The sequence below is a fragment of the Pseudomonas sp. NPDC096925 genome (genome assembly GCF_044762545.1).
Taxonomy (GTDB): Bacteria; Pseudomonadota; Gammaproteobacteria; order Pseudomonadales; family Pseudomonadaceae; genus Aquipseudomonas.
The window spans coordinates 247370-259716 of the sequence record NZ_JBIWEM010000003.1 but is presented as its reverse complement, the minus strand read 5'-3'; the positions used below and the strand labels follow the sequence as shown (position 1 = coordinate 259716).

At 65.3% G+C, this 12347-nt stretch carries 12 protein-coding genes and 1 pseudogene; all 13 read right to left on the bottom strand.

Annotated elements, in window-relative coordinates; translation table 11 throughout:
- Positions 1-2 precede the first annotated feature (2 nt).
- Positions 3-1571, bottom strand: a pseudogene (locus ACIQYU_RS11670) (cation acetate symporter); the annotation flags it as partial.
- Positions 1562-1870: a DUF485 domain-containing protein gene (locus tag ACIQYU_RS11665; protein ID WP_046614155.1), complete on the bottom strand. Its 309-nt coding sequence runs from the start codon at positions 1868-1870 to the stop codon at positions 1562-1564. The pseudogene ACIQYU_RS11670 and the gene ACIQYU_RS11665, both read right to left, overlap by 10 nt.
- 169 nt (positions 1871-2039) lie before the next feature.
- A complete protein-coding gene (gene paaE, locus ACIQYU_RS11660; RefSeq protein WP_207831994.1) occupies positions 2040-3116 on the bottom strand; it encodes a 1,2-phenylacetyl-CoA epoxidase subunit PaaE in 1077 nt (358 codons plus the stop codon).
- A 15-nt stretch (positions 3117-3131) separates the two neighbouring features.
- The gene (gene paaD, locus ACIQYU_RS11655; RefSeq protein ID WP_207831996.1) at positions 3132-3665 is read right to left on the bottom strand and encodes a 1,2-phenylacetyl-CoA epoxidase subunit PaaD; all 534 of its coding nucleotides are present in this window, start codon (positions 3663-3665) and stop codon (positions 3132-3134) included.
- Positions 3652-4410: a 1,2-phenylacetyl-CoA epoxidase subunit PaaC gene (gene paaC, locus ACIQYU_RS11650; RefSeq protein WP_333957564.1), complete on the bottom strand. Its 759-nt coding sequence runs from the start codon at positions 4408-4410 to the stop codon at positions 3652-3654. Before paaC ends, paaD begins: the two co-directional genes overlap by 14 nt.
- Before the next feature lie 8 nt (positions 4411-4418).
- On the bottom strand, positions 4419-4700 hold the full coding sequence (gene paaB, locus ACIQYU_RS11645; protein ID WP_013972614.1) for a 1,2-phenylacetyl-CoA epoxidase subunit PaaB: 282 nt from the start codon (positions 4698-4700) through the stop codon (positions 4419-4421).
- Between the two features lie 25 nt (positions 4701-4725).
- On the bottom strand, positions 4726-5715 hold the full coding sequence (paaA, locus tag ACIQYU_RS11640; protein WP_015270325.1) for a 1,2-phenylacetyl-CoA epoxidase subunit PaaA: 990 nt from the start codon (positions 5713-5715) through the stop codon (positions 4726-4728).
- Positions 5716-5973: 258 nt separating this feature from the next.
- Positions 5974-7293 (bottom strand): phenylacetate--CoA ligase PaaK, encoded by a 1320-nt coding sequence (paaK, locus tag ACIQYU_RS11635; protein ID WP_241105558.1) that lies wholly within the window; start codon positions 7291-7293, stop codon positions 5974-5976.
- A gap of 121 nt (positions 7294-7414) precedes the next feature.
- On the bottom strand, positions 7415-8635 hold the full coding sequence (pcaF, locus tag ACIQYU_RS11630) for a 3-oxoadipyl-CoA thiolase (RefSeq protein WP_333957561.1): 1221 nt from the start codon (positions 8633-8635) through the stop codon (positions 7415-7417).
- Positions 8628-9068 carry a hydroxyphenylacetyl-CoA thioesterase PaaI gene (paaI, locus tag ACIQYU_RS11625; protein ID WP_207832005.1) on the bottom strand — a complete coding sequence of 147 codons (441 nt, stop codon included), beginning with the start codon at positions 9066-9068 and terminating at the stop codon, positions 8628-8630. The genes pcaF and paaI overlap by 8 nt, the downstream gene beginning before the upstream one ends.
- Positions 9061-10578 carry a 3-hydroxyacyl-CoA dehydrogenase PaaH gene (gene paaH, locus ACIQYU_RS11620; protein ID WP_402799909.1) on the bottom strand — a complete coding sequence of 506 codons (1518 nt, stop codon included), beginning with the start codon at positions 10576-10578 and terminating at the stop codon, positions 9061-9063. Before paaH ends, paaI begins: the two co-directional genes overlap by 8 nt.
- A 2-nt stretch (positions 10579-10580) precedes the next feature.
- A complete protein-coding gene (gene paaG / locus ACIQYU_RS11615; protein ID WP_233687810.1) occupies positions 10581-11372 on the bottom strand; it encodes a 2-(1,2-epoxy-1,2-dihydrophenyl)acetyl-CoA isomerase PaaG in 792 nt (263 codons plus the stop codon).
- A gap of 34 nt (positions 11373-11406) precedes the next feature.
- Complete coding sequence (gene paaF / locus ACIQYU_RS11610; RefSeq protein ID WP_402799906.1) at positions 11407-12180, bottom strand: 2,3-dehydroadipyl-CoA hydratase PaaF; 774 nt, start codon at positions 12178-12180, stop codon at positions 11407-11409.
- Between the last annotated feature and the right edge of the window lie 167 nt (positions 12181-12347).

Genomic DNA, 12347 nt, shown 5'->3' with positions numbered 1-12347 from the left:
AGTCAGTGCTTGCTGGCGCCGGCAGCGCCGATTCCGGTCATGGAGCGGATGAACTGGGCCAGGTAGCGGCCACGTTCCTGATTGGCGCGTTCGGAACTGTCGGTGACGGAGAACACCCAGGCGCCGAGGAAGGCCAGGCTCATGGAGAACAGCGCCGGGTTGCTGTAGGGGAACAGCGCCTTTTCGTTATGCAGCACGTTGACCCACACCGCCGGGCCCAGTACCACCAGCAGCACCGCCGAGACCAGGCCAGCCATGCTGCCGCACACCGCGCCGCGGGTGGTCAGGCCTTTCCAGAACATCGAGAGCAGCAGCACCGGGAAGTTGACCGAGGCGGCCACAGCCAGCACCAGGCCGGAGAGGAAGGCGATGTTCTGCGATTCGAACATCAGGCCGAGGATGACCGCCAGCAGGCCGATCAGCAGGGTGGCGATACGCGACACGCGCATTTCTTCCTGTTCGCTGGCCTTGCCCTGGCGCACCACGCAGGCATACAGGTCGTGGGAAACCGCCGAAGCGCCGGACAGCGCCAGGCCGGCGACCACCGCCAGGATGGTGGCGAAGGCCACGGCGGAGATGAAGCCGAGGAACAGATTGCCACCTACCGCCTGGGCCAGGTGCACGGCGACCATGTTGCCGCCGCCGATGATCGCGCCGGTGGCGTCACGGTAGGACGGTTCGGTACCGACCATGACGATGGCACCAAAGCCGATGACGATCAGCAGCAGGTAGAAGTAGCCGATGAACCCGGTGGCATAGAACACGCTCTTGCGCGCTTCCTTGGCATCGCTGACGGTGAAGAAGCGCATCAGGATATGCGGCAGGCCGGCGGTACCGAACATCATGCCCAGGCCCAGGGAAATAGCGTCCACCGGGTTGGACAGCAGGCCGCCGGGGGCCATGATCGCCTGGCCCTTGGCATGTACGGCCACGGCGCTGGCGAACATCGCCTCGGTGCTGAAGCCGAAATGCTTGAGCACCATGAAGGCCATGAAGCTGGTACCCGACAGCAGCATCACCGCCTTGATGATCTGCACCCAGGTGGTGGCAAGCATGCCGCCGAAGGTGACGTAGGCGACCATCAGCACGCCCACCAGCATCACCGCGTACAGGTAGCTGATGCCGAACAGCAGTTCGATCAGCTTGCCGGCACCGACCATCTGCGCCACCAGGTACATCAGCGCCACCACCAGGGTGCCGAAGGCCGAGGTCAGGCGCACCGGGGTTTGCGCCAGGCGGTAGCTGACCACGTCGGCAAAGGTGTACTTGCCCAGGTTGCGCAGGCGTTCGGCGATCAGGAACAGGATGATCGGCCAGCCGGCCAGTACGCCAAGGGCATACAGCAGGCCGTCGTAACCGTTCATGAACATCATTGCCGAAATGCCCAGGAACGAGGCGGCGCTGATCATGTCGCCGGCGATCGCCAGGCCGTTCTGCATGCCGGTCAGGCCCCCGCCGGCGGTGTAGAAGTCGCTGGCCGAGCGGGTGCGCATGGCAGCCCAGCGGGTGACCAGCAGGGTGAAGCAGACGAACACCATGAACATCGAGATGGCGGTCCAGTTCATTGTGCGCACTCCTGCTTGACCTTGTCGTTGAGCGGGTCGAGCACGTTGTTGGCGCGGTGCACATAGATGCCGGTCAGGGCGAAGGACAGCAGTACCATCAGCACGCCCACCAGCATGCCTACGGTGGTGACGCCACCGCTGAGGGACTGGCCGAGGGTGCTGGGGGAAAACGCCACCAGCAGGACGAAGCCGTAGTAGATCACCAGCATGGCCAGGGTCAGGCTGCCGTTGAGGCGGCGTTTGCGCTGCACCAGGTGCTGGAAGTCGGGGTGGTTGACGATGCTTTCGATGCGTTCGGGTGTCATGGGTTGCGATCTCTGGGTGTTGTAATTGTTTTGTTGAGGTCACGCGGGTGTTGCGGTGTTGCTTAGGGCCTCTTCGCGGGCATGCCCGCTCCCACAGGTGCGGCGGTGTGCTTGAGACTTGTGCTATCCCTGTGGGAGCGGGCGCGCCCGCGAAGCAGGCGACTCGGTCTCAGAGCTGGTCGAAATCGAGCACTACCTTGTCGCTCACCGGGTAGGTCTGGCACGACAGCACATACCCGGCCGCCACTTCGTAGTCCTCCAGGGCATGGTTGCTGTCCATCTCCACTTCGCCCTCGATTACCCGGCACTTGCAGGTCGAGCACACGCCGGCCTTGCACGAATAAGGCAGCTCGGCGCCGATGGCATTGCCGGCGTCCAGCACGTTCCGGGTGTTGCGTGGCAGGTCGAAGGTGAGGGCGCGGCCGTCGCTGATCACGGTGATGTGGCTGAGCGCCGAGTCCACCTGGCGCGCCGCCTCGCGGGCTTCACGACGGGTTTCGCTGCCGGCGGCGGCAAACAACTCGAAATGGATGCGTTCCTTGGCCATACCATTGGCCCGCAGGCTGTCGCGCACCGTCTCGGTCATCGCCTGCGGCCCACAGATGAACGCGGCATCCAGGCTGGCAACGTCCATCCAGCGGGAGAACAACTGGCCGCACTTGTCGGCGTCGATGCGGCCGTTGTACAGGTCGACATCCTGCTGCTCGCGGCTGAACACGAAAATCAGGTTCAGGCGGTCGAGGTAACGGTTCTTCAGGTCTTCCAGCTTGTCGCGGAACAGTGCGCCGGAGCTTGAGCGGTTGCCGTACAGCAGGGTGAAGCGGCTGTGTGGCTCGCTGGCCAGGGTAGTGGCGATGATCGACAGGATCGGGGTAATGCCGCTGCCGGCAGCCACGCCCAGATAGTTGCCCTGGCGGGCCGGGTCCAACGGCACGAAGAAGCTGCCCGATGGCGGCATCACTTCCAGCTGCTGGCCGGCCTTGAGCATGTCATTGGCAAATGCCGAGAAGCGCCCGCCAGGCACCCGCTTTACCGCCACACGCAGCTCGCCGTCCTGCACGGCGCTGCAGATGGAGTAGGAACGGCGGACTTCTTCGTTGTCCAGCCGGGTACGCATGACCAGGTACTGGCCCTGGGTGAAACGGAACTGCGCCTGCAGGTGCTCGGGCACGTCGAAGGCAATCGACACCGCATCGCGGGTCTCGTTGCGCACTTGCTTGATGGTCAGGCTGTGAAACTGGCTCATGGCGTTCTCCACGGCTCAAATGCATTTGAAATAGTCGAACGGCTCCAGGCACTCGCGGCAGCGGTACAGCGCCTTGCAGGCGGTGGAGCCGAACTGGCTGAGCAATTCGGTATGGGCGCTGCCGCACTGCGGGCAGCACACCTGGGGCGCCTCGCCGAGCAGGCTGCGCTTGCTGGTGCTGCCCTGTGGCGGGGCGATGCCATAGGCGCGCAGGCGCTCGCGGCCCAGTTCGCTGATCCAGTCAGTGCTCCAGGCCGGGGTCAGCCGGCGCTCCAGGGCTGGCGCGGGAAAACCGGCCTGTTCCAGCGCCTGGCGGATATCACCCTCGATCACCTCGGTGGCCGGGCAGCCGGAGTAGGTCGGCGTGACCACCAGGTGCAGGTGGCCGGCGTGCCAGTCGAGGTCACGCACGATTCCCAGGTCGACCACGCTGACCACGGGCACTTCCGGGTCCATGACCTGGGCCAGTACCGCCCAGGCCCGGGCCAGGTCGTCGCTTTGCTGTGCGCGGGCGCCACGGTCGCCGGCAATCAGCTCACCAGGTTGCATCGGGGTACGCCCTTGGCAGGAACTGCATTTCGGCCAGCAGCAGGCCGAGGTGCTCGGTGTGCAGGCCTTTGCGACCGTCCAGGTAAAAGTGGCCGGCGGCCTTGGGCAGCGGCAGCTCGACCGAAGAGAACGTCTCGCCAACCTGCTTGAGCCAGGCAGCGCCGACGGCAGCCGGGTCGGCGGCAACACCCGCTTGCGCCAGGTGCACTTCATTGTCGCTGCCGGCGGCCAACTCGACGGTGAAGCGCCACAGTGCAGGGATGGCCGCGAGCATGCGTTGGCGGCTTTCTTCGGTGCCACCGCCCAGGCGTTGCACCCACTCGCTGGAGCGGCGCAGGTGGTAGGTGACTTCCTTCAGGGCCTTGGCGGCGATACCGGCGATACGTTCGTCGTTCGAGCTGACCAGGCCCTGAAGCACGGCGTAATGCCAGGCGTCATAGAAAAACTGCTTGGTCATGGTCACGGCGAAATCGCCGTTGGGCTGCTCGACCAGCAGCAGGTTGCGATAGGCCCGCTCGTCACGACGGAAGGCCAGGGCGTCGGCGTCACGGCCGTCATCGAGCAGCTCGGCGGCGTACTCCAGCCAGTTGCGCGCCTGGCCGACCAGGTCGAGGCCGACGTTCATCAGGGCCAGCTCTTCTTCGATGGCCGGTGCGCGGCCACACCATTCGCAAAGGCGCTGGCCCTGCACCAGGGCACTGTCGCCGAGCAGCAGCAGGTAGGGGATAAGGGTTTCGTTGTGCATGGCCAACCTCACATGTGTCCGACTTCGTCGGGCAGTTCGTAGAAGCTGGCATGGCGGTAGACCTTGTCGTCCGCCGGGGCGAACAGCGGGTCTTTCTCGTCGGGGGAAGAGGCGGTGATCAGTGCCGAGGGCACCACCCAAAGGCTGACGCCTTCGCTGCGGCGGGTGTACAGCTCACGGGCGTTTTCGATGGCCATGGCGGCATCGGCGGCGTGCACGCTGCCGACATGCTTGTGGTTAAGGCCGTGCTTGCTGCGCACGAACACTTCGTAGAGGGTCCAGACAGACATTTTCGATCTCCGCATCATTCGCCGCTCAGGCGGCGTTCTTGTTCTGTTGCTTGCGCGCGTAGGCCACGGCGGCCTCGCGTACCCAGGCGCCGTCCTCGATGGCCTTGCGCCGGGTGGCGACACGTTCCTGGTTGCACGGGCCATTGCCCTTGATCACTTCGTAGAACTCGTCCCACTGGATTTCGCCGAAGTCGTAGTGGCCGCGCTCGGCGTTCCACTTCAGTTCGGGGTCGGGGGCGGTGCAGCCGAGCAGTTCGAGCTGCGGCACGGTCTGGTCGATGAAGCGCTGGCGCAGTTCATCGTTGGTCTGGCGCTTGATCTTCCAGGCCATGGACTGGGCGCTGTTCGGGGAATGCTCGTCGCTGGGGCCGAACATCATCAGCGCCGGCCACCACAGGCGGTTGATCGCGTCCTGGACCATGTCCCGCTGGGCCTGGGTGCCGTGGCGCATCATGGTCAGGAGGATTTCGTAGCCCTGGCGCTGGTGGAAGCTCTCTTCCTTGCAGATGCGGATCATCGCGCGTGAGTAGGGGCCGTAGGAGGTGCGCTGCAGCACCACCTGGTTGACGATGGCAGCGCCATCCACCAGCCAGCCTACTGCGCCCATGTCGGCCCAGCTGAGGGTGGGGTAGTTGAAGATGCTCGAATACTTGGCCTTGCCGCTGTGCAGCTTGGCAATTTCTTCGTCACGGTCGGCGCCCAGGGTTTCCATGGCGCTGTACAGGTACAGGCCGTGGCCGGCTTCGTCCTGGATCTTGGCCATCAGCTGCAGTTTGCGCTTGAGGCTTGGGGCGCGGGTGACCCAGTTGCCTTCGGGCAGCATGCCGACGATTTCCGAGTGGGCGTGCTGGGAGATCTGCCGGATCAGGGTCTGGCGATAGGCCTCGGGCATCCAGTTCTTGGCTTCGATCTTGATTTCGGCGTCGATCTTTTCCTGGAAGTTGCGCTCCTCGGGCGACATCTCTTCCAGCGACTTGACGCGCTTTACTCCGGTTTCCACTAGCTGTGCGTACATGTGTTCCGACTCCTGCTAAGGCATGAGTCATTTGTAAGCGATACAAAACATAACGTCAAACACATTTGTGTGTATCAAATAAGATTTGTGTATCACATTGGTGGCCCTTTCGCGGGTAAACCCGCTCCCACAGGTCATGTGCAGCCCCAGGCATGATGCGACTCCTGTGGGAGCGGGTTTACCGGCGAAGAGGCCAGCCGAAAAAACGCAAAAAAAAAGCCCCGGACGATGCCGGGGCCGAAAAGGCAGCCGAATGAATCAGCTGGCCAACCGTTTGTCGAACACGTGGCAAGCCTTGCCCTCGGAACGCTTGAGCGTGCCGCAGGGCTGCAGGCGCACCTGGGTGCTGATGCCGATATAGGTCTTGATCTGCCTGGTCAGTTCCGCGGTCAACAGCTTGCGCTGGCCTTCATCGAGGTGCTGGCACTCTGCGCGCAATTCCACATGCACCTCGACGCTGTCCAGGTTTCCATTGCGATACAGATGAATCTCATACATTTCTGAAAGCTGTTTTATTTTTAGCACCTGCTCCTCGATCTGGGTCGGGAACACGTTGACCCCGCGAATGATCAGCATGTCATCGCTGCGGCCAGTGATCTTGCCGATCCGGCGCATCGGCCGTGCGGTACCGGGTAGCAGACGAGTGAGGTCGCGGGTGCGGTAGCGCACCATTGGCAGCGCTTCCTTGCTCAGCGAGGTGAACACCAGTTCGCCCAGCTGGCCGTCCGGCAGCACCTCGCCGGTGACCGGGTCGATGATCTCGGGGTAGAAATGATCCTCCCAGATGGTCGGGCCATCCTTGGTTTCGATGCACTCCATCGCCACCCCAGGCCCCATGATTTCCGACAGGCCATAAATGTCGAGGGCATCGATACCCAGCCGTTGCTCGATCGAGCGGCGCAACTCGTCGGTCCATGGCTCGGCGCCGAATATGCCCAGGCGCAGCTTGAGGTCGTGCGGGTCGATGCCCTGGCGCTCGATCTCGTCGGCCAGGTTGAGCATGTAGGAGGGGGTGACCATGATGATGTCGGGCTGGAAGTCGCGAATCAGCTGCACCTGCTTCTCGGTCTGGCCACCGGACATGGGGATCACCGTGCAGCCCAGGCGCTCGGCACCGTAATGCGCGCCAAGCCCGCCGGTGAACAGGCCGTAGCCGTAGGAAACATGCACCTTGTCACCCTTGCGCCCACCCGCGGCGCGGATCGAGCGGGCGACCACATTGGCCCAGGTGTCGATGTCGTTCTGGGTGTAGCCGACCACCGTCGGCTTGCCGGTGGTGCCGCTGGAGGCGTGCAGGCGCACCACCTCCTGCTGGGGCACGGCGAACATGCCGTAGGGGTAGTTGTCGCGCAGGTCGTTCTTGCCGGTGAAAGGGAACTTCGCCAGGTCTTCGAGGCACTTGAGGTCGTCGGGGTGGGCGCCACACTCGGCAAAGCGCTGGCGATACAGCGGCACGTTGTCATAGGCGTGCTTCAGGCTCCAGCGCAGGCGCTCCAGCTGGTGCTGGCGCAGGGCGTCGACACTGGCGGTTTCCATCGGGTCCAACAGGGCACGATCGGCATCATGGTACATGTTCATGGCTTCACTCGAATTGTTCTTGTACGCCGCGCGGTCCCGGTTGCAGGCCGCGTGGTGAGTGTCATGAGCGCAGCATATACGGCTGCGTTCGGTTCGGTAACAAGCCGATGGTCTGAACCGCTCAGAGGCGTTCGATGACCATCGCGATGCCCTGGCCAACGCCGATGCACATGGTGCACAGGGCGTAGCGTCCGGCAGTTTCTTCCAGCTCGTGCAACGCGGTGGTGACCAGGCGTGCACCGCTCATGCCCAGCGGGTGGCCGAGGGCGATGGCACCGCCGTTGCGGTTGACCCGCTCGTCGTCGTCGGCCAGGCCTAACTCGCGCAGTACCGCGAGGCCCTGGGCGGCAAAGGCCTCGTTGAGCTCGATGACGTCCATGTCGGCCAGCGACAGCCCGATAAGCGCCAGCACCTTGCGGGTAGCCGGCACCGGGCCGATGCCCATCAGCCGTGGTTCGACCCCGGCCACCGCCATGCCGACGATGCGGCCGCGGGCCTTCAGGCCATGGCGGTGGGCGGCGGCGCTGCTGGCCAGCAGCAGGGCACAGGCACCGTCGTTGACCCCGGAAGCATTGCCGGCGGTGACGCTGCCGCCCTCGCGGAACGGGGTGCCGAGCCTGGCCAGTTGCTCCAGGGTGGTGTCGCCGCGGGGATGTTCGTCGTGCTCGACCACTTTGGCCGGGCCTTTGCGCTGCGGGATCTCGACCGGCACGATTTCCCGTGCCAGGCGCCCGCGGGCCTGGGCGGCAGCGGCCTTGTGCTGGCTGCGCAGGGCGAAGGCGTCCTGGTCGGCGCGGGAAATACCGAACTGTTCGGCAACGTTCTCGGCCGTTTCCGGCATCGAATCGGTACCGAAGGCCGCCTTCATCAGCGGGTTGACGAAACGCCAGCCGATGGTGGTGTCGAACAGCTCGGCTGCGCGGCCGAATGCCTGCTCCGACTTGCCCATGACGAACGGCGCGCGTGACATCGACTCCACGCCACCGGCCAGCATCAGCCCGGCCTCGCCGCAGCGCAGGGCGCGGGCCGCATTGCCGATGGCATCCAGGCCGGAGCCGCACAGGCGGTTGATGGTGGTGCCCGGCACTTCGATCGGCAGCCCGGCCAGCAAGCTGGCCATGTGCGCCACGTTGCGGTTGTCCTCGCCAGCCTGGTTGGCACAGCCGAGGATGACGTCGTCGATGGCTTTCCAGTCCAGTTCGGGGTGGCGCTGGATCAGGGCCTTGAGCGGGATGGCGGCCAGGTCATCGGCGCGCACGCCGCTCAAGGCCCCGGCATAACGGCCAATGGGTGTGCGCACGGCGTCGATGATTAAGGCATCGGCCAGGGTGTGTTCAGTCATCTTGCGTCTCCTGCGCCAGCACAGTGCCGCGCACTTTGTAGGATTTGCCATGGAACATCGCCACCAGCTCACCGCGCTGGTTCTCGATGCGGACCTCGTACAGGCCGGTGCGGCCCTTGCGGCTGACCTCGCTGGCGCGGGCGGTAAGCACGTCATCGCGCAGCGCCGGGGCCAGGTAGTCGATGCTGCAGCCCAGGGCGACGGTGGCCTGGTCGTAACTGTTGCAGGCAAAGGCAAACGCCGAGTCGGCCAGGGCGAACAGGAAGCCGCCATGGCAGGTGCCATGGCCCTGGATCATGTCGGCGCGTACCGGCATGCGCAGGCATGCCTGGCCCGGGCCGGCTTCCAGCAGGCGGATGCCCAGGCCCTGGGTGGCCTGGTCGCGGGCGTACATGGCCTCGGCACAGGCTTGTGCCAGTTCGACTTCAGTCATGCAGGGTGCCTCCTTTGGCTTCGCAGCGGCGTAACAGCAGGGAAGGGCGGTAGCGGCTCTCGCCGTAGCTGCGCTGCAGGTTGTCGAGCACGCGCAGGGTGTGGGGGATGCCGATGTTCGCGGCCCAGGCCAGCGGGCCGCGGGGGTAATTGACGCCGGCGCGCATGGCCAGGTCGATGTCGGCGGCGCTGGCGACGCCGTGCAGCACCGCATCGGCGGCCTCGTTGGCGAGCATCGCCACGGTACGCAGCACCACCAGGCCGGGCAGGTCGGCGACTGCGGTTACCTTCAGGCCGGCACGCCGCAGCAAGGCCACCGCCTGGTCGCGGGCATTGTCGCTGGTGTCGGCCGACCAGCTGATGGCGAGGCGGGTGGCGGTGCCGTAGTCCAGGGCCAGGTCGAGCAGCACCAGGTTGCGCAGGCCATCTTCCCGGGCGCGCTGGCTGGCCAGGCGGCCATCGGACAGGGCCAGGGTGGCATCGCCCACCTGGATCAGGCCGCTGCCGGCGCGCTGGGTGACGGCGACGCCGCTTTGGCGCAGGCGCTGGACCAGCGGCTGCATCACCCCCAGGTCGCCTTCGACGACGCAGGCATCCACGATGGCGGCGCCATGCAGTTCGGCTGGTTGCGGGCGTTCGGCGCCTTCGGCATAGCTATAGAAACCTTGGCCGGTCTTGCGCCCGAGACGGCCCGCGTCCACCAGCTCTTTTTGCACCAGCGAAGGCTGGAAGCGGAAGTCACCATAGAAAGCATCGAAGACCGAGCAGGTGACGGCGTAATTGACGTCGTGGCCGATCAGGTCGGTGAGCTCGAACGCGCCCATGCGGAAACCACCGGCATCACGCAGCAGCGCATCGAGGCTGGCGCAATCGGCTGCGCCTTCCTGCAGCAGGCGCAGGCTTTCAGCATAGAATGGCCGGGCCACGCGGTTGACGATGAAGCCCGGCGTGGAGCGCGCGTGCACCGGCTGCTTGCCCCAGGCCTGGGCGGTGGCGTGAATGCACGCGGCAATGGCCGGGGCGGTGGCCAGGCCTGAGACCACTTCGACCAGGGCCATCAGCGGTGCCGGGTTGAAGAAGTGCATGCCGACCACCTGCTGCGGGCGTTGCAGCCCGGCAGCCAGGCTGGTGATGGACAACGACGAGGTGTTGCTGGCGAGGATGCAGTCAGCGCAGCACAAGGCTTCCAGCTGGCTGAACAGCGCCTGCTTGACCTGCAGGTTCTCGACGATGGCCTCGACCACCAGGCGGGCATCGGCCAAGGCATCCAGGGCGTCCACCGGGCACAGCCGGGCGCTGATTGCGTCCCGTTCGGTGGCCTGCAACTTGCCTTTTTCCACCAGGCGAGCAAGTTGCCGGTCAATACCGGCCACCGCCTGGGCTGCAGCGCCCGGGCGGTTGTCGTAGAGCTTTACCGGGTGGCCAGCCTGGGCCGCGACCTGGGCGATGCCTGCGCCCATGGCGCCCGCACCGATCACCGCCACCTGCGCATTGCTTGCGAGTGCGCTCATGATCAACGCCCCTTGAATGCCGGTGTGCGCTTGTTCATGAAGGCACTCACGCCTTCGCGGTAGTCCTCGCTGCGCCCGGCCAGGCGCTGCAGGTCGCGCTCCAGCTCCAGTTGCTCATCGAAACCGTTGTCGAAACTGGCGTTGAGGCTGCGCTTGATCAGGGCCAGGCCGTAAGTGGGCTGGGTGGCGAGCTGGCGGGCGAGGGTGAGGGCCTCGTCGCGCAGTGCGGCATCGTCCACCACGCGGTGGATCAGCCCCCATTGCTGGGCCTGTTCGGCGCCCAGGCGCTCGCCCAGCATGGCCAGGGCCTTGGCCCGCGCCATGCCTACCAGGCGCGGCAGCAGCCAGGTACCGCCAGAGTCGGGCACCAGGCCGATCTTGCAGAAGGCCTGGATGAAGCTGGCCGAGCGGGCGGCCAGCACCAGGTCGCAGGCCAGCGGGATGTTGGCACCGGCGCCGGCAGCCACGCCGTTGACCGCGCAGATCACCGGCAGCGGCAGGTCGCGCAGGGTGCGCACCAGCGGGTTGTAGAACGTGTCGATCGATTCGCCCAGGTCCGGCATCTCGGCGCCTGGCGCGACGTTGCGATCGGACAGGTCCTGGCCGGCGCAGAAACCTCGGCCTTCGGCAGTCAGCAACAACACCCGCGCTTCGCTGCTCTGGCGCACTTGTTTGAGCGCTTCGCGCACTTCCAGGTGCATGGCGGTATTGAAGCTGTTCAGCTGTTCGGGGCGATTCAACGAAAGGAGGGCGACGCCGTCCTCGATGGAAAACAGGATGTGCTGGAAAGTCATGACAGACTCGCTCCGTCAGTCGAGGGAAAGATGATCAGCGGCCTTGGAAGCGGGCCTGGCGTTTTTCCTGGAAGGCACGAATGCCCTCGTCGCGGTCGGTAGTGCCGGCCAGCAAGGTGAAGGCATGGCGTTCGAAGCGCAGCCCGCTGGCCAGGTCGGTATCGCCGGCCTTGAGCAGCGCTTCCTTGGCCAGGCGCACCGCCAGCGGGGCCTTGGCGGCAATGCTGCGGGCGATGTGCAGGGCGCGCTCTACGGTGAGTTCCGGCTGGGTGATTTCGCTGACCAGGCCGGCCTGCAAGGCATGCCGGGCGCTGATGGCCTCGCCGGTCAGCACCATTTGCATGGCCAACGGCTTGCCTACGGCCCGCAGCAGGCGCTGGGTGCCACCGGCGCCGGGGATAATGCCGAGGTTGATTTCCGGCTGGCCGAAACGAGCGTCGCTGCCGGCGATGACGATGTCGGCGCACATCACCAGTTCGCAGCCGCCACCCAAGGCGTAGCCATTGACGGCGGCGATCAGCGGCTTGGCGAAAGCGGCGATGCTTTGCCAGTGGGCCACACGGGGGTCGTTGAGGATTCCGACCAGGTCGCGCTCGGCCATCTCGCGGATATCGGCGCCTGCGGCGAATGCCTTGCGGCTGCCGGTGATGACCACCGCGCGGGTCTGCTCGTCTTGCCCGGCCGCTTCCAGTGCAGCGGCCAGCTCTGCCAGTAACTCGGTGCACAGGGCGTTGAGTGCCTCGGGCCGTTGCAGGGTAATGAGCTGGACGCCGTATTCAGACGCCTGCACATCGAGATATTGCGGCATGTCGGGTTCCTCTGGCTGCACGCACGGCACATCGTGGGGCCGGCATTTCTTGGAATTGTTTGCAGGGGCGTGATGCGGGATCACGTCCAGGTGGAACCAGTATATGCATCACGCGATACATCAATGCAACATTGAAAATTGTTTCATGTATCCCTTTTTGAGTTGAT

Bases quoted from the DNA above. Each gene is read 5' to 3' on its own strand.
- ACIQYU_RS11665 (WP_046614155.1), bottom strand. From the start codon at position 1,870: ATGACACCCGAACGCATCGAAAGCATCGTCAACCACCCCGACTTCCAG.
- paaE (WP_207831994.1), bottom strand. From the start codon at position 3,116: ATGAGCCAGTTTCACAGCCTGACCATCAAGCAAGTGCGCAACGAGACC.
- paaD (WP_207831996.1), bottom strand. From the start codon at position 3,665: ATGCAACCTGGTGAGCTGATTGCCGGCGACCGTGGCGCCCGCGCACAG.
- paaC (WP_333957564.1), bottom strand. From the start codon at position 4,410: ATGCACAACGAAACCCTTATCCCCTACCTGCTGCTGCTCGGCGACAGT.
- paaB (WP_013972614.1), bottom strand. From the start codon at position 4,700: ATGTCTGTCTGGACCCTCTACGAAGTGTTCGTGCGCAGCAAGCACGGC.
- paaA (WP_015270325.1), bottom strand. From the start codon at position 5,715: ATGTACGCACAGCTAGTGGAAACCGGAGTAAAGCGCGTCAAGTCGCTG.
- paaK (WP_241105558.1), bottom strand. From the start codon at position 7,293: ATGAACATGTACCATGATGCCGATCGTGCCCTGTTGGACCCGATGGAA.
- pcaF (WP_333957561.1), bottom strand. From the start codon at position 8,635: ATGACTGAACACACCCTGGCCGATGCCTTAATCATCGACGCCGTGCGC.
- paaI (WP_207832005.1), bottom strand. From the start codon at position 9,068: ATGACTGAAGTCGAACTGGCACAAGCCTGTGCCGAGGCCATGTACGCC.
- paaH (WP_402799909.1), bottom strand. From the start codon at position 10,578: ATGAGCGCACTCGCAAGCAATGCGCAGGTGGCGGTGATCGGTGCGGGC.
- paaG (WP_233687810.1), bottom strand. From the start codon at position 11,372: ATGACTTTCCAGCACATCCTGTTTTCCATCGAGGACGGCGTCGCCCTC.
- paaF (WP_402799906.1), bottom strand. From the start codon at position 12,180: ATGCCGCAATATCTCGATGTGCAGGCGTCTGAATACGGCGTCCAGCTC.